We start from the raw sequence: 16159 nt of genomic DNA, 5'->3' as shown, positions 1-16159 counted from the left end.
ATTATGATGGTCTTATGCTTCAAACAGAACGTCTAATCTTGCGAGACTGGCGATCGTCTGATTTAGATCCGTTTGCCCAAATGAATGCGGATGCTGAAGTGATGCAATATTTCCCAGCGCCCCTGTCACGCCAGGAGTCAGATCAACTAGTTGAGCGGATTCAAAATCACCATCAAATTCACGGTTTTGGGTTATGGGCAGTAGAAGAACGCTCCACAGGAAATTTTATCGGATTTGTCGGCCTGAATGTGACATCTTTTCAGGCACATTTTACTCCAGCTGTTGAGGTTGGGTGGCGGTTGGCAAGCTCATTTTGGGGTCAGGGATATGCCACGGAAGGAGCCAAAAAAGCGCTTATCCATGGCCTTAAAACTATAGGGTTGCCGGAGATTGTCTCCTTTACGTCACGGTTGAATTTACGATCAATTGCTGTCATGAAACGACTTGGCATGACCTATCAGGCAGCCGACGACTTCGATCATCCTAGATTACCCTTAGGTCATCCTCTTCAAAGACATGTATTGTACCGCTTGAATTTTTAATTTCCAACAAATCAAAATTATTGTTCGGTAAATATCTTTCAATACTTCATCCCTGGTTCATAATTCCTAGCCATTCGATTAAATTATCTAATTGTTTTTGAGGCTTCACAATTCCCAGACCACGAACAATTACTTTATTCGGAGCGTAGATAAAACGCGATCGCAAATGTTTAGGCAGCTTTTCAAGCAAACTATTCCAAGCAGGCTCCGCCATGGGAGTTTCTAAAACAATATGCTGTTTGCCTTCGGGCTTAACCCGAGAAAATCCTAAAGGTTTAGCGATTTGCTTCAGCTCCATTACCTGGATTAATTGAACTACTGGAGTGGGTAATTCACCATAGCGATCACACCAATCAACTGCAATTTGAGTTAGTTCTTTCTTCGAGGATACTGTCGCAACTGAGCGATAAGCATCCATTTTTTGATCCATGTCCGATATGTAATCAGCAGGAATAAAAGCTGTAACTTTCAAATCTACTTGAGTATCTTCAACCTGGGGAATTTCTTGTCCTTGGATTTCTTGAATCGCTTCTTGCAACATTTCCATATAAAGATCAAAGCCAATAGAGATCATTTGTCCCGATTGTTCAGCCCCCAAAAGATTACCGACACCGCGAATTTCCATATCTCTCGTTGCCAATTGATAGCCCGAACCCAGTTGACTAAATTCCTGCAAAGCTCGTAACCGCTTGCGGGCCGTCTCGGTTAAACTCTGCTGATTAGGATATAGTAACCAGGCATGGGCTTGAATTCCCGATCGCCCAACCCTGCCTCGTAGCTGATACAGTTGGGATAAGCCAAATCTTTGAGCATCTTCGATAATAATGGTGTTAACCCGAGGAATATCCAGGCCAGACTCGATAATAGTGGTACAGATTAAAATATCAGCTTCACCATTACTAAATGTCAGCATAGTCGCTTCCAATTCTGATTCTGGCATTTGCCCATGAGCGATCGCAATTCGGGCACTGGGGATCATTTCCCGCAATTGTCCCCCCAACTCTTCGATCCCCTCAACTCGGGGAACCACATAAAAAATCTGCCCACCACGATCCAACTCATTACGAATTGCACTGCGTACCACTTCGGGATTATAGGGAGAAAGATGGGTTTTAATGGGACGACGAGATGGTGGAGGAGTTGTAATCAGGCTCATTTCCCGAATACCGGAGAGGGACATATAAAGAGTCCGCGGAATTGGCGTTGCCGAAAGAGTCAGAACATCGACCTGACTTTTATAAGCTTTGATTTTTTCCTTTTGATTAACGCCAAATCTTTGTTCTTCATCAATTACTAACATCCCCAAATCTTTAAATTTGACATCTTTCCCCAATAGCTGATGAGTACCCACCACAATATCGAGTTCTCCTGTGGCCAGCCGCTGCATAATTTCCTTCTTCTCAGCATTAGTGCGAAAGCGATTTAAGAGGCCCACATTTATCGGATAGGGGGCGAATCTTTCTTTGATAGTATGGTAATGCTGCTGGGTTAAAATTGTCGTGGGAGCAAGTAATGCTACTTGTTTATTAGCACTAGTTATTACTTTAAAAATAGAGCGGACAGCGACTTCAGTTTTACCAAAACCGACATCACCACAAACTAGCCGATCCATTGGGCGATCGCTTTCTAAATCTAGTTTGACATCTTGAACAGCTTTGAGTTGATCTGTTGTCGGTTGATAGGGAAAAGAATCTTCTAGCTCTTTTTGCCAAGGATTATCTTGAGGATAGGCAAAACCAGATCTTTTAGATCTTTTAGCATAAAGTTTTACCAAATCAACCGCTAACTTCTTAATATTTTTCCGAACTTTAGTCTTAGTTTTTGACCAAGACTTATCAGACATTTTATTTAATACTGGTTTACTCTTACCTGTACGGCGATAACGAGAAATTGTATCCAAAGAATCGGCAGGAACTCGTAGCAAACCATCAGCATATTTAATCGCTAGATATTCACGACTGTAGAGAGTTTCTAACTCGATAAATTTTCCTATGCCATGACTGCGATGCACTACATAATCCCCAGGTCGCAATTTGTTTAAATCGACTTTCTGAGAACTGGCCCTTCTGCGTTTGCGAACATAACCCCCAGAAGATAAGCTATGTTGACCAAAAAATTCCTTATCGGTAACAAAAACTAAACGATAAGGCGGTAAAACAAAACCTTCCAACTCTGCCAAACCTGAATATTTAACTGCCACCACAATATCTTGAACATGATTTTTCTCAATGGCATTAAAATCTTGGGGATTAGGAATAAACTGCACGGGACAATCATGTTCTTGTAATAAAGATGCCGAACGAGTTGGTTGGGCAGAAAAGACCCAAGTCTTATAGCTTTCGAGATTAATGCTGTTATAAATTTCCTTTTTGCCCCGCAAAACTGCTGCGAGTTTACCGAATTGATGGGGGGAAGTCGGTAGTGGTTTACTATAGAGATTATAGACGTTTATATTGCTAGAATTAGCGATCGGTAAACGGGGCTTTTCTTCGGCTATTTCTGATAGATAAATAAAGTTGAATTCCTTGTCGGTAAAGAGAGCCTCTTCAAAAATAGTGTGGATTTTGGGTAAATGGGGCTTAATATTTTTCCATTGTTCTTCGGCATTAGCGCACCAGCGATCGCATCTCATCTGACATTGTTCCACCTCATCGATTGCGATTACACTATCTCCTGGCAAATAATCTAATAAAGAAGCAGGCTGATCAAAAGCAAGACCCAAAAAGCGCCGCATTCCTTCAGGGATATTGCCCTCCAATAAACCTTCTAGTGCTTCCTCGGACAAATATTCTTCTAAGTTAGAATCTTTTTCTAAAATTGCATTAGCAATAATCGTCGAAAAACTAGTAGGAGTTAACAATAAATCACTGATCGAATCTAGAGAACGTTGTGTCGCAGGATCGAACTCTTTGATTTGTTCTAATTCATCACCAAAAAGCTCTAATCTGACAGGTAATTCTGCGGCTACAGGAAAAATGTCAACAATATCTCCCCGGCGACTCCATTGTCCTTCCATCTCTACTAAAGAGACGCGATCGTACCCCAATCTCACGAAAGAACGCTCCAAATCCTTAGAATCCCAAGTCATTCCTTGAGTTAGAAATAAACAATAAGAAGCAAAAACTTCTGGGGGCGGCAAATGGGGCTGTAATGCTCGCTCTGTCGTAACAATTGCTGTAGGGGAAGATTTTGATTTTGCATCCTCACTGATCACTGAAAGAGCTTGCATCTGTCCCCAGATAGTTTCGGATTCTGGATCAAAGGGATCATAGGGTGAGCCTTCGGAGGTTGGATAAAAATTCACAGTCTGCCATCCCATAGCCTCCAATTGGCTAGCCCAGCGTCCAGCTTCTTCTAGGTAAGGGCAAATTACCACTAGATTTTGATCTGCTGTTTTTGCTAAACCCGATGTCACAATTCCTTTCGGCAGACGAGCAATTCCATTTAGGAGCAGTGAATTATTGTTTTGGAGTTTGGTAACTAATTCTCTAGTAAGAGGTGATTTCTCAACAGCGCGAACAACAGATGCAAATGCCATATTGGTCAATAGTTAATCTAAATTAATGAGTAACCTTTTCGTCTGTGACGAGTAAGGGACGAAAAATCTTGATGAATCTTGAGCTAATTCTAATAAATTATGACTAGCTTAAACTGGAAAACCTATTGAATATAGGTGATGGGACTGAGAACTCACTTCTCGCGGCAAACCTTTTCAGATTAAAGCGATGATGATTTGATACTGATATGAACTGAATAGTTCTAATTGTTAATTTTAAATTTTGAATTGGGAACTCTTTGAATAGTTAGCTTTAGAATTTGCTATATTTCTGATTTAGCATTTGTAAGCTACTGCACAAATCAGTTTGTTTTTTCTAAAGTTCAATTCAATAAATCAAATTAACTAAGATGGAAAGATCTAAAGTTTTTAATAAAATATTACTCAGTTCTTTAGCTTTTGGCGTAAGTTTTGGTATCGGAATGCTATTCACTGATAGCAACGTGAAAAAAGCTTTAGCTGTTGGGGGAATAGGTGGAGTTAGCATTCTTGCAGGTACTGTTATTGCTGACAAAAAACCAAATGAGTCATTAGAACAAGATAATTCCATTAATGAACTTCAAGAAAAATCCAAACTCGAATCGACAAATGATAATTTATCGGCTCCATTAGAGGAGATTTCTCAATTAGCAGAAAAACAAGAATCAATCGAATCACCAATTATCACAGAAGAGTTATCAGAGGAAACGGCTGCTCCTACTAACTCTTCAAGTGAAGAAGAATTATCTCAATTAGAAACGGGGGCCAACGAATCGGGCGAAATGCCTGAGATGATGGCAGAAGCAGATCCCTTCTTAGAAGCAGACTCAGAATCCCTTGAAGAAGCCTCAGAAGAAATGCCTGAGATGATGGCAGAAGCAGACCCCTTCTTAGAACCAGAATCAGAGTCTCTTGAAGAAGCTTCGGAAGAAATGCCTGAGATGATGGCCGAATCAGAAGATTTCTTAGAACCAGAATCAGAATCCCTTGAAGAAGCTTCAGAAGAAATGCCCGAGATGATGGCCGAATCAGAAGATTTCTCCGAGATCGAGTCTCTTGAAGAAGCTTCAGAAGAAATGCCTGAGATGATGGCCGAATCAGAAGATTTCTCCGGAATAGAATCTCTTGAAGAAGAACCAGAAGAAATGCCTGAGATGATGGCAGAATCAGAAGACTTCTCCGGGATAGAATCTCTTGAAGAAGAACCAGAAGAAATGCCTGAGATGATGGCCGAATCAGAAGATTTCTCCGGGATAGAATCTCTTGAAGAAGAACCAGAAGAAATGCCTGAGATGATGGCAGAAGCAGATCCCTTCTTAGAGTTAGAATCTCCTGATGAAGCTTCAGAAGAAATGCCTGAAATTATGGCAGAATCAGAAGATTTCTCCGGGATAGAGTCTCTTGAAGAGGAAACAGAAGGAATGGACCCCTTCTTAGAACCAGAATCCGAATCTCCTGATGAAGCTCCAGAAGAAATGCCTGAGATGATGGCCGAATCAGAAGATTTCTCCGGGATAGAGTCTCTTGAAGAGGAAACAGAAGAAATGCCTGAGATGATGGCCGAATCAGATCCTTTCTTAGAATTGAAATCCCCTGATGAAGCTTCAGAAGAAATGCCTGAGATGATGGCAGAAGCAGATCCTTTCTTAGAGCTAGAATCTCCTGATGAAGAATCAGAAGAAATGCCTGAGATGATGGCAGAAGAGAATACAATCTTAGAATTGGGTGCTCCTGATGAATTGTCAGAAGAATTACCTGATGTGATGGATGAAGAAGACCTTTTCTCAGAATTAGGAGCTTTCGACGAATCGACTGGAGAAATACCTAATTTAATGTCAGAAGAGAATACAATCTTAGAATTGGGAGCTCCTGATAAATTGTCAGAAGAATTACCTGATGTGATGGCAGAAGAAGACCTTTTCTCAGAATTAGGAGCTTTCGAAGAATCGACCGAGGAAATGCCCAATTTGGCGTCCCAAGACAATGCGATCGCAGACCTGGAAGAATTCACATTATCTAATGACGAATCAGACAATTTAGACGATTTAATAGAAGATGATGCCAATGACTTAAATAGTTTCTTAGATGCGATGACTGAATCGCCAATTGATGAAAATGAAGAGCTAGAATCTATTGATCATAAACTGGATACTTTAGACAAAATATCAGAACAATCATTAGAAGCACTAGACAATTTAATGGAAATGGTTCAAGAGTCAGATGTGGAACTTGAGGAGAAAACTGTGGATTGAAACAAAGAAATAAAACTGATCAAGACAACAAATAATACTTTTGAAGATAGACTAACTATTCTGAGGAAGTATTATTTGGAATTTTGTGCCTTCATTAATAATAGTTTCCACAGTTATGTTTCCTTGATGGTTGTCGACGATCGCTTTAGCAATTGCTAATCCTAAACCGGCACCGGTTCCAAAAGCAAGGTCTACTTGCCGAGAACGAGCAGGATCAGCCCGATAAAAACGATCAAAGATATAGGGTAAATCTGATTCGGCTATACCCTTTCCTGTGTCTTTAATCGTCACTTGAAAGTAATTTTGACGATTATATTCTCGAACTTTTCTTGAGCTTATATTCTTCTTTATTTGTTTTAGTTCGATTGCTATTGCTAATGGTAATTTGCGATCGCGGGAGCTATTTTCATCAGCTGTATACTTAATTGCGTTAGCTAATAAATTGGTAAATAAACGAGCTAAACTATCCCAATCACCTAATATAGTAAATAATGCTTCGTGAGCTGAATCTATGCTTGCGGTGGTTTTTCTGTTGGATTCCAATTCAATAATATCTAAAGATAAAACAATCCCTTTTCTCTCTGCAATGGTTCTTTGTTCTTCGATAACCTCTATTAATAAGGCATCTAATTGTACTGGTTGAAAGTTCATTTCCACCATGCCACTATCAGAACGAGCTAGAAACAATAAATCATTAACCAGGCGACCTAATCTTTTTGTGATTCTCTCAATAACCCGAAGTTGCTGCTGCTGAAGTTCTAATTCTGTTTCAGGATAAGCTAATGCCATCTGGACATTGGTTTGAATTGTCGCAATAGGGTTACGCAGTTCATGGGAAGCATCCGCTGTAAATTGTTTCAGACTAAAGTATGATTGCCTCACAGGTTCGATCGCGATCCCTGAAAGCCACCAACCAATAGTCCCCACAGCTAAAATCATCAGACTGATCCCAATGATTAAATCCCTGGTGAATTGATGAATGGGTTTAGTCACCTCAAACCAAGGATGGCTAACCCTCAGGTAACCCAACATTTGACTATGAAATTTAATCGGGTCTGTAACTTGCCGAAAAGTTTTTTTTCTCGATAAGGAAACCGTCTCTTTTTTATGATTCAAATTTAGCGGAACATTCAGGGGAGAACTAAAAGTCGACCATAACAATCTTCCTTGAGGATTAAACCATTCGAGATCAATACGATCATCCCCTACAACATCTACATTGTACCGAAAACTTGCTGCCAAATTCACTTTGTAAGCTGTTTTACTAGCTGCTATGGGTTGAATGACGATGGATCTTTCTACGACTTCGACCACATGTTTTAAAGTGTCATCAATCCTATCAATCAAAGTATGACGCACATATAGATAAACACCTGTAGCAAGCAAAAGTAATAAGATTGCGGTGACAGCAGTGTACCAAAAAGCTAAACGCAGACGAGTAGAACGAAAAAGTAAATCCATTGCCAACTGCTAACTGCTCACTGATTTAGTCGTCCCAATCTTCAACTAGCAGGAGTTCTTCGATAGTATCTTTCAAAGAGAAATCGAATGCTTGCAGTTCTTCTTTCCAATAACCCCATTTATCACCAAACAGCAAAGCTATTTTGCCAATATGATCTTCCGGCTTGATGATATTGGATTCTACTAGGGAAGATACCCTGCGCTGCAACTTAAGCATGGGATGTGCAACTTGTTTTGTCATAAGTCGATCTAGATATTTAGTAATTAGTTATTTCTGAATTATTAGGATATAAAAATTAAACTGACAGTATTGATTGAAACTGTTTGTCGAACTCATGTGCTCCCTCTTTACCTGAAAACGGTTTAGGACAGCAATCTAACCTTGGCTAAATAAACAACCTAATGATTGATAGGATTTTCGTCAGAGGTTTAGTGTAGAGTCGGATGATAGTCTACTGCATTATTTATGATCTTCGTCTTGAGAGCATTCGGCTAGAATCAATGTAGCTCACTGCTATTAGCAGATGCCTTTCACTTTTAACTCATTTCCTAGTATTAGTGCAAGTTTTTTTTTGCCAATAGCAGGGTGCCCAGAAAAAAAATCGACAAATAAAGTTTTATTCTCCCAAAATCAAGCAAAAATGGTCAAAAAAATATTTTGGTCGATTAGTGGATTGGCAATTTTAGTAAGCTCTTATTATGCCACTCTTGCTAGCATATCCCCTGTTGTGGCTCTCAATTTTTCCGTTGGCGAACCAGGAATTAATGCTCGACGCCTTCACGAACCACCATACAATCTTCTCGGACGCAAAATTGCTATAGGTCAAGTGGAGATTGGCAGACCTGGGAAGTTTGGGTTAGATAAAGCAGGCTCCTTAAATCAAGCGATCGCCCCAAGAGCAGTATTTTTTCGCGATCGCCCAGCAGCATCAGAAGAAAATCTAGACAATCATGCAATTCAGGTTGCAGGTGTGATGATTGGGGAGGATAAAAAGTTACGAGGGGTTGCGCCCAAAGCTAATTTGTATGCTTCTGCGGTGGGTTCTTTTGCCTCAGGAGGACAAGCTCAAGAATGTCTTGCTAGTCAGCATGTTGCACTACAAAATAGTGGGGATCTTCGGGCAATCAATTTTAGTTTCGGAGAATCTTTGGAACGGGATTCTCGTGATGAGGCCAAGCTAGATGGCAAGGCTTTGCTAACAGAATGTATCGATTGGTCGGCTAGGGTTCATGATACTCTTTATGTGATTGCGGGCAATCAGGGTCGCGGCGGAATTCCGATCCCGACCGATCATTTTAATGGTATTACCACTGCCTATTCGACGAAGAGACAAGGCAAGTTTATTAAAGTCGATTTTGCCAATCTAAGCTCTTTTCCCCAGGGAATTGGTCGCAGTACTATTGCGAGGGAAATTAATTTTGGCGATCGCCGAGCCATTAGTTTAGTAGCTCCGGGAAGCCAAATTGAAGTTTATAACCAAAAAGGGAAGAGCGAAAGAACTAGTGGGACAAGCTTTGCTGCGCCACATATTACAGCTTCTGTAGCCTTGTTACAAGAGCATGGAGATCGCAACATTAGTCAATCTCTCCCCAACTGGAGTTTAGATGCTCGTCGCCATGAAGTTATGAAAGCGGTGCTGTTAAATTCTGCGGATAAGATTCAGGAGCAAGGCGATGGTTTGCTATTGGACATGGAACGCACTGTCTTAAGTGAGAAAAACCAAACTTGGTTGGATTCTGATGCCTATAAAAATCCCCGAGTGCCATTAGATATTGAAATGGGCACTGGTCATCTCAATGTGTTTCGCGGTTACCAACAGTTTAGCGGGGGACAATATGCTCCTGAATTCCTGGCTCCTGCGATCGCTTGGGATTATAATCAGGTGAAAGTCGGCAATTATCAAGATTATTATTTAAAACAGCCTTTAGAAGCAGGAAGTTATGCCGCTATTTCTTTAGCTTGGGATCGCTTAGTTTTGCTTAATGATCGCAATCGTAATGATAAATACGATGTCGAAGAAACTTTTCTAGATCGAGGTTTAAATAATCTTGATCTTTATTTGTTGCCAGCAAATGAATCTAGCGACTTGCGAAATATTTGTTCTTCTAATAGTTTTGAAGATAGTGTTGAGCATATTTTTTGCAAAATTCCCGAGACAGGACGCTATAAAATTCGGGTTTACTATCGTCATCAATTAAATGATCCGATTCAATTCTATGGACTTGCTTGGTGGACAAAGAGTAAGGAATGAGGGATGAGGGATGAGGGATGAGGGATAAGGGATGAGGAATGGATTACTGATAACTTTAACTGGCTCAGACCTGACTAAAATTTGAAATTCCCGACTATATCCGACTGACAATAAAATTGCTTTTCTGTAATCTTCTAAATGAGCTGCAAAATCATTTTGAATTCATCAGGAGCAAGTAGATAAATGAATAGTTATCGTCCCATTATGGACTTAGCAGGAGAAGTTTGCTTTAAGCCAACATTTTGGCAAATTAAAGCCCGTGTTAATCATCTAATCACCAAGTATTTAAGTTACCAAATCATATGCGATCGCCTAGAAGATTTACCAGTACAATTTAATAATCCCCAACCCCGTTCTTGGCCATCAATAGATTGGTCAACTATCACCTCAGAACAAATTATTGGCATTGAGTTAGAAGTCTTTTTGAAAATTCTTCAAGGTACCTTTGATACCGAAGCTCCTATTCGAGGCTATACCCAAACTAGTAGACAGTATCTAGAGCCAATTCATCCGACCATGGCCCGTTTTGTTGGTGGTACGGTAGACGAACAGGACAAAATGCTAGAACTAGGTTTGTGGGAAAAAGAAGAAAGAAGACATGCTCCTGCACTCATGAAAATATACCAACAATTGACCCGGCAAAAAGCAAATCCGAATCTTCGTAAACCCAAAATTTATCAACCCTCAGCAAATCCTCAACTAGATTTATACCATCACGGACTCCATCGCATTGCCACAGAATATAGCGCAGTCTGCTTATATCTTTGGCTAATGAGTCGAACCACAGGAACCATACAACAAGTCATCGGAGAATTGCTAGAAGATGAAATTAATCATATGAGTAAATTTTGGGGCTTTGGCCAATGGTTATACCCCATTCCTCCAAAATCGAAGAGTCGGATGAGAGGACTAAAACATTTAGCCACCACCATGAATCGCATGACGAGAGTATTACATTGGGACTCTTGGGCCATGACGCATAAAATTGAATTAATTTATTCTTTTAGTTTTGTTTTCAAGCAAATGCAGGGTTGGAGTAATTGTCTGACTCGGGATTATTTACAATCAATTTTTGCTTCACCATCGATTTCAGAGAAAAAATGAATAACGTAATTAACTTGATTTATTATTAAACAATTGTTTACAAAAATTTATCATCCACCCACCGATAAATCGAAGTAATCTAAAATCTCATAATGTTAGATTTGGAGCTTCTATATTCCCTTATTTAGCCCACAGTGGTACCAATGACTGCACAATTATTCTCTACTGATAAATTACTTAATCTAGATCCGCAAAAACTTCCTCAACATGTTGCGGTGATTATGGATGGGAATGGTCGCTGGGCAAAACAGCGAGGACTCCCCAGGATTGAAGGACATCGTAGAGGAGCTAATATTCTTAAGGAAATACTGACAAATTGTAAAGACTGGGGCATCAATACCCTAACTGCCTATGCCTTTTCCACAGAAAATTGGGGTCGTCCTCTGACGGAAGTTAGCTTTTTAATGACATTATTTGAAAAGCTTTTAATAAAAGAGTTAAAAGAGATGAACGAAGAGGGGGTGCGAATTCGTTTTATTGGTGATTTGTCTCCTCTCCCCGAATCGCTACAGCAAGAGATCGCTCATTCTATGGCGATAACGAAAAATAATAATGCCGTGAATTTTAATGTCGCGATTAATTATGGTAGCCGTTTAGAAATTGTGAAAGCCTGCCAAGCGATCGCTGAAAAGGTATCCACAGGAGAACTAGCACCCGACACTATCGACGAAAATACGATTTCTCAGTATCTTTACACTTCTGCTAGTCCCGATCCCGATCTGTTGATTCGCACCAGTGGAGAAATGCGCCTGAGTAATTTTTTGTTATGGCAATTAGCCTATACAGAGATGTACATCACTGACACTTTATGGCCTGATTTCAACTGTTCCGAGTTTAGGGCTGCTTTAGCTCATTATCAAAAACGCGATCGCCGTTTTGGCAAAGTCAAAGGCAGTTAACATTGACCATTAGCCATTTGCAAATTCTTTTAAGTTGTTGATTAATTGATCAAAATAAGGTTCCAAGTCATGGTCATTGTCGTTGGTAGTTTCTTGCAGGCTATAGAATTTCAACTGCTCTAATCCTAAGATCATGGCATCGAGAGGTACTTGTAACTCCTGATATAGTTGCTCCATATAACCTAATCCTTGCTCACTAAGATAGTCAACCGAGGCTCCCCCAACGGCATAACTAATGCAGCGCAGAAAATGCCAAAAGTCTCGCCAGCAGGCTTCTGCCCGAATAGGGGGATAAAGCCCTCCTCCTGGTTCTGTAATATTTGGATAGGCAGCTAAAACCTCCTTTCTAGCTTGATCCACAAGATTAGAGGCTTGATCCCTGAGCAATCTGGCTTGGGCTAAATAGTCTTCCAATTCCGGAACTAAATCCTTGAGTCGTTGTAGATCCTCATCACTTAAATAGCGCCCTTCATCATCTGCTCTTTGAAAAATATCAATTACTTGAGCCGAATATTTCCCTTGCCAAGTAGCAAAGCTGACAATTCGAGCCTTTTTAATCAATTCTTTGACTTTATCACTTAACATAATTCGCGATCGCTTATTTATTTCTATGACCCTAAATAAATTTTTACCACTTATTAAGCTCAGTAACTAATCGGCAAGAATGTAAAGTAAAGTAAAGACAACTAATTTTTATCATTTTTATTAATCTTCCATGGATATAGATCAAATTAAAACAGATTTACAAGATACAAATCCTCAAAAACGCATGAAAGCCGTCTTAGAGTTGAGAAATCAAGATGCAGAAGTTGCGGTTCCTTTGCTAATAGTAAGCATGAAAGATAAAGAATTTTTAGTCCGCTCTTTTTCTGCTATGGCGTTGGGGAAAAAGCAAAATGCCGAATCCTTTGCCGCACTGCTAGAAATGATGAAATTTGACCGAGATCCTAATGTTCGTGCTGAGGCATCCAACTCGATTTCTTTATTTGGGGCAATTGCCGCACCCCATTTAACCTTAACTTTTGAGCAGGATGATCATTGGTTAGTGCGTCGTAGTATTTTGGCTGCGGTAACGGAATTAGATTGTGCCGAAGAACTCTGGCAAATATCTGTTTTGGGCATTGCCGGGGAAGATCAAACCGTTACTGAATCTTCAATTGATTGTTTAGGAAATTTAGTTCACACAGAAAAAAAAGCTCAAGCTCTGACAAAACTTTTATCTCTAGTGGATCATGAAAATTGGCGCGTGAGATGGCGTACAGCTAAGGCTCTTGGCAAATTTAAGGATGCCGAAGCTAAAGACGCTTTAATGAAACTAAAAAGTGATGAGAACCACCGAGTAGTGAGTGCGGTCCTCGAAAGTATTATCTAGTAATCAATCCCTTGGAGGTATATGATTTTCAAGTTTATGAGGGCGGAGGGCAGAGGGCAGAAGGATTGAAACGGGTTTTAGGCAAGATGGCTTTTTTAACCTAAAACCTAAAACCCAAAACCTAACACCTAAAACCTAACGACCAATTCCTAAATAATGGAAGCCAGCTTCCTGCAACATTTTGGGATCTAAGCAATTACGACCATCGATCATCACAGGATTGGCCATTAATTTTGCCATTTTGTGATAGTCAAGTTTCACAAATTCTTGCCAATCAGTAACCAAAACCAAGGCATCACAACCGTCAGCAAGCATTTCTGCATTGCCTTCGATGATCACTCCCGATAGGCCATGACTTAAACCCGATTGCGATACGATGGGATCATAGGCTTTTACCTTAGCGCCCAAACGGTTTAGCTGCTTTATTAGCTGTAAGGAAGGAGCATCCCGCATATCATCAGTATCTGGTTTAAAGGTTAAGCCTAGTAACCCAATAGTTTTCCCTTTGAGTATTTTGAGTTCATGTTGTAATTTTTCGAGAATAATGAGACGTTGACGAATATTGACATTAACCGCAGCTTTAAGTAGTTCTGGTTCATAGCCATAATCATCAGCTGTGTGAATGAGAGCTGAAACGTCTTTGGGGAAACAAGAGCCACCCCAACCAAGACCTGCATTGAGGAATTTACCCCCAATTCGAGAATCTAAGCCAATGCCTTTGGCTACTTGAGTCACATCTGCACCTACGCGATCGCAGATATTGGCAACTTCATTGATAAAGCTGATTTTGGTGGCCAAAAAAGAATTAGCAGCATATTTAATCATTTCTGCCGAGCTTAGATCTGTGACGACTACAGGAACATTCGGCAAAGACTGATCTTCGGCAACTGTCCTCTCAACTAGAGGTTGATAGAGTTGCTTCATCATGGCGATCGCTTTTTGACTGTTACTCCCCAGAACAATGCGATCGGGATTGAACGTGTCGTAGACAGCAGAACCTTCTCTGAGAAATTCGGGATTACTAACCACATCAAAATTGGCCTGTTCTTGCTTACTTTGGCGAGGTAAATTACCTGCTCCAACCAAAGACTTTTGTTGTTCAGCTAGTCCTTCTAGAACAATCATTCTGACCCAGTCTCCAGAACCAATGGGGACAGTAGATTTATTGACAATTACTTTATAGTCATCTTGCAGATTAGCGCCAATACCTCTGGCTACAGCTTCAACATAACGAGTATCACTTTCTCCTGTGGGCAAAGGAGGAGTTCCTACCGCAATGAACAAAATTTCGCCATGACTAACACCTTGAGTGAGATCACTGGTAAATTTGAGGTTTCCTGATTCTGCCGAAGATTGCATCAATTCAGACAATCCAGGTTCATAGATAGGGGATTGACCTGACTGCATCAATTTGACTTTTTCTTCATTATTATCGACGCAGATCACATCATGCCCGATGTGCGATAGGCACACACCAGTCACTAACCCAACATACCCCGTACCAATCACACAAACTCGCATAGACTTTACCTTTGAGAATAATTTATTGTTTTTATTTTTGTTCTTATGAGAGATCCCTTCTGCCCTCTTTCTTGGTGAGCGTCTCTTGGTAGACATTCCCTTGCGCCACCTACCCCTAACCCCTTCCTACAGGAAAGGGAACAATATAGTCTCTCCTTTCAGGAGAGATTTAGAGAGGTTCGGCGCGGGGTCTCACCGCTGCCTTCTGCCTTCACTTAAGGCGATCGCGAAAATCTTTGATCGTTAATTCCAATCCCTTCCCTAGAGGAACATGTGGTTCCCAATCCAGTAAATTTTTAGCTTTCGTAATATCAGGTTGTCTCTGTTTAGGATCATCTTCGGGTAAAGGCTTAAAGGTTAATTCGGCCTCTGGGTTGACCATTTCCTGAATCGTTTTGGCCAACTCAAGAATTGTATATTCTCCAGGATTGCCGATATTAATTGGGCCAATATAGTCCCCATTCATCAACCGCATCATGCCTTCGACCAAATCTGAGACGTAGCAGAAACTTCGGGTTTGAGTTCCATCACCATAGACAGTTAAAGGATTGCCGCGTAAAGCTTGAGCAATAAAATTGCTAACGACTCGGCCATCATTTTCCAACATTCTTGGACCATAGGTATTGAAAATTCGCATTACCCGAATATCAACATTGTTTTGTCGATGATAATCAAAAGCTAATGTTTCGGCAACTCTTTTTCCTTCGTCATAGCAACTACGAATGCCAATGCAGTTCACATTTCCTCGATATTCTTCTGGTTGAGGATGAACATCAGGATCACCATAAACTTCTGAAGTAGAAGCCAGTAAAAATCTTGCTTTAACTCTTTTCGCCAGCCCCAGCATATTCAAAGTTCCCATGACATTAGTTTTAATGGTTTTCACGGGATTGTATTGATAATGAATTGGCGAAGCCGGGCAAGCCAAATGGTATATTTGATCTGCTTCTAAGCGAATTGGTTCGGTAATGTCGTGACGAATTAGTTCAAAATAGGGATTATTGATCCATTGAAGAATGTTTCTTTTATGACCTGTGTAAAAGTTATCCAAACATAAAACTTCGTTGCCGAGATCCATCAGGCGATCGATTAAGTGAGAACCGATAAAACCTGCGCCACCAGTAACTAATATTCTCATCTAAAAATTTCTTGGGTAACTTAAAAAATCACTTTTCAGGGTAACCTTTAACAGAGTGGATGTCTAACTTATAAACTAAAGAA

12 protein-coding genes, 1 pseudogene and 1 CRISPR repeat array are annotated in these 16159 nt (G+C 40.4%); of the genes and pseudogenes, 6 read left to right on the top strand and 7 right to left on the bottom strand.

The window, feature by feature from the left end; all coding sequences use genetic code 11:
• The first annotated feature begins 14 nt into the window (after window positions 1-14).
• Window positions 15-542, top strand: a complete 528-nt coding sequence (locus XEN7305_RS17415; RefSeq protein ID WP_006510800.1) for a GNAT family N-acetyltransferase — start codon at window positions 15-17, stop codon at window positions 540-542.
• 46 nt (window positions 543-588) lie between these two features.
• On the opposite strand, the gene mfd is transcribed toward XEN7305_RS17415, so the two are convergent.
• Complete coding sequence (gene mfd, locus XEN7305_RS17410; RefSeq protein ID WP_006510799.1) at window positions 589-4080, bottom strand: transcription-repair coupling factor; 3492 nt, start codon at window positions 4078-4080, stop codon at window positions 589-591.
• A gap of 346 nt (window positions 4081-4426) precedes the next feature.
• Complete coding sequence (locus XEN7305_RS29115; protein ID WP_158500418.1) at window positions 4427-4585, bottom strand: hypothetical protein; 159 nt, start codon at window positions 4583-4585, stop codon at window positions 4427-4429.
• A gap of 959 nt (window positions 4586-5544) precedes the next feature.
• A CRISPR array of direct repeats spans window positions 5545-5845; the repeat unit is 25 nt; unit sequence CAGAAGAAATGCCTGAGATGATGGC.
• Window positions 5846-5909: 64 nt separating this feature from the next.
• On the opposite strand from XEN7305_RS29115, the gene XEN7305_RS28720 reads away from it, so the two are divergent.
• The gene (locus tag XEN7305_RS28720; RefSeq protein WP_144053309.1) at window positions 5910-6329 is read left to right on the top strand and encodes a hypothetical protein; all 420 of its coding nucleotides are present in this window, start codon (window positions 5910-5912) and stop codon (window positions 6327-6329) included.
• A 51-nt stretch (window positions 6330-6380) separates the two neighbouring features.
• On the opposite strand, the gene XEN7305_RS17395 is transcribed toward XEN7305_RS28720, so the two are convergent.
• Window positions 6381-7790, bottom strand: coding sequence for a cell wall metabolism sensor histidine kinase WalK (locus tag XEN7305_RS17395; protein WP_006510797.1), 1410 nt, complete (start codon window positions 7788-7790; stop codon window positions 6381-6383).
• 25 nt (window positions 7791-7815) lie between these two features.
• Window positions 7816-8031 carry a DUF4327 family protein gene (locus XEN7305_RS17390; RefSeq protein ID WP_006510796.1) on the bottom strand — a complete coding sequence of 72 codons (216 nt, stop codon included), beginning with the start codon at window positions 8029-8031 and terminating at the stop codon, window positions 7816-7818.
• Between the two features lie 283 nt (window positions 8032-8314).
• Here XEN7305_RS17390 and XEN7305_RS30390 point away from each other — a divergent pair.
• The 3 genes and pseudogenes from XEN7305_RS30390 to XEN7305_RS17375 form a co-directional block, all read left to right on the top strand.
• A pseudogene (locus tag XEN7305_RS30390) lies at window positions 8315-9448 on the top strand (S8 family serine peptidase); the annotation flags it as partial.
• A gap of 777 nt (window positions 9449-10225) precedes the next feature.
• Entirely contained in the window at window positions 10226-11146 is a 921-nt protein-coding gene (locus tag XEN7305_RS17380) for a hypothetical protein (protein ID WP_006510794.1), read from the top strand.
• 143 nt (window positions 11147-11289) lie between these two features.
• A complete protein-coding gene (locus XEN7305_RS17375; protein WP_006510793.1) occupies window positions 11290-12045 on the top strand; it encodes an isoprenyl transferase in 756 nt (251 codons plus the stop codon).
• A 9-nt stretch (window positions 12046-12054) separates the two neighbouring features.
• Here XEN7305_RS17375 and XEN7305_RS17370 read toward each other — a convergent pair whose 3' ends face one another.
• Complete coding sequence (locus XEN7305_RS17370) at window positions 12055-12630, bottom strand: phycobilisome protein (RefSeq protein WP_006510792.1); 576 nt, start codon at window positions 12628-12630, stop codon at window positions 12055-12057.
• Between the two features lie 130 nt (window positions 12631-12760).
• Between XEN7305_RS17370 and XEN7305_RS17365 the strand changes: the two genes are divergently transcribed.
• The gene (locus XEN7305_RS17365) at window positions 12761-13417 is read left to right on the top strand and encodes a HEAT repeat domain-containing protein (RefSeq protein WP_006510791.1); all 657 of its coding nucleotides are present in this window, start codon (window positions 12761-12763) and stop codon (window positions 13415-13417) included.
• Window positions 13418-13552: 135 nt separating this feature from the next.
• On the opposite strand, the gene XEN7305_RS17360 is transcribed toward XEN7305_RS17365, so the two are convergent.
• Both XEN7305_RS17360 and XEN7305_RS17355 read right to left on the bottom strand, forming a co-directional pair.
• Window positions 13553-14938 (bottom strand): UDP-glucose/GDP-mannose dehydrogenase family protein, encoded by a 1386-nt coding sequence (locus tag XEN7305_RS17360; RefSeq protein ID WP_006510790.1) that lies wholly within the window; start codon window positions 14936-14938, stop codon window positions 13553-13555.
• Between the two features lie 211 nt (window positions 14939-15149).
• Window positions 15150-16076 (bottom strand): UDP-glucuronic acid decarboxylase family protein, encoded by a 927-nt coding sequence (locus tag XEN7305_RS17355; RefSeq protein ID WP_006510789.1) that lies wholly within the window; start codon window positions 16074-16076, stop codon window positions 15150-15152.
• Between the last annotated feature and the right edge of the window lie 83 nt (window positions 16077-16159).

It is taken from the genome of Xenococcus sp. PCC 7305, assembly GCF_000332055.1.
Lineage (GTDB): Bacteria > Cyanobacteriota > Cyanobacteriia > Cyanobacteriales > Xenococcaceae > Xenococcus.
Note: the sequence above shows the minus strand (reverse complement) of the source record. Positions and strands in the feature narration are given on the sequence as shown.

Excerpts from the sequence above, each read along its gene's own strand:
- XEN7305_RS29115 (WP_158500418.1), bottom strand. The coding sequence starts at position 4,585 with ATGCTAACTCCACCTATTCCCCCAACAGCTAAAGCTTTTTTCACGTTG.
- XEN7305_RS17390 (WP_006510796.1), bottom strand. The coding sequence starts at position 8,031 with ATGACAAAACAAGTTGCACATCCCATGCTTAAGTTGCAGCGCAGGGTA.
- XEN7305_RS17395 (WP_006510797.1), bottom strand. The coding sequence starts at position 7,790 with ATGGATTTACTTTTTCGTTCTACTCGTCTGCGTTTAGCTTTTTGGTAC.
- XEN7305_RS17365 (WP_006510791.1), top strand. The coding sequence starts at position 12,761 with ATGGATATAGATCAAATTAAAACAGATTTACAAGATACAAATCCTCAA.
- XEN7305_RS17380 (WP_006510794.1), top strand. The coding sequence starts at position 10,226 with ATGAATAGTTATCGTCCCATTATGGACTTAGCAGGAGAAGTTTGCTTT.
- XEN7305_RS17415 (WP_006510800.1), top strand. The coding sequence starts at position 15 with ATGCTTCAAACAGAACGTCTAATCTTGCGAGACTGGCGATCGTCTGAT.
- XEN7305_RS17370 (WP_006510792.1), bottom strand. The coding sequence starts at position 12,630 with ATGTTAAGTGATAAAGTCAAAGAATTGATTAAAAAGGCTCGAATTGTC.
- XEN7305_RS28720 (WP_144053309.1), top strand. The coding sequence starts at position 5,910 with ATGTCAGAAGAGAATACAATCTTAGAATTGGGAGCTCCTGATAAATTG.
- mfd (WP_006510799.1), bottom strand. The coding sequence starts at position 4,080 with ATGGCATTTGCATCTGTTGTTCGCGCTGTTGAGAAATCACCTCTTACT.
- XEN7305_RS17360 (WP_006510790.1), bottom strand. The coding sequence starts at position 14,938 with ATGCGAGTTTGTGTGATTGGTACGGGGTATGTTGGGTTAGTGACTGGT.
- XEN7305_RS17375 (WP_006510793.1), top strand. The coding sequence starts at position 11,290 with ATGACTGCACAATTATTCTCTACTGATAAATTACTTAATCTAGATCCG.
- XEN7305_RS17355 (WP_006510789.1), bottom strand. The coding sequence starts at position 16,076 with ATGAGAATATTAGTTACTGGTGGCGCAGGTTTTATCGGTTCTCACTTA.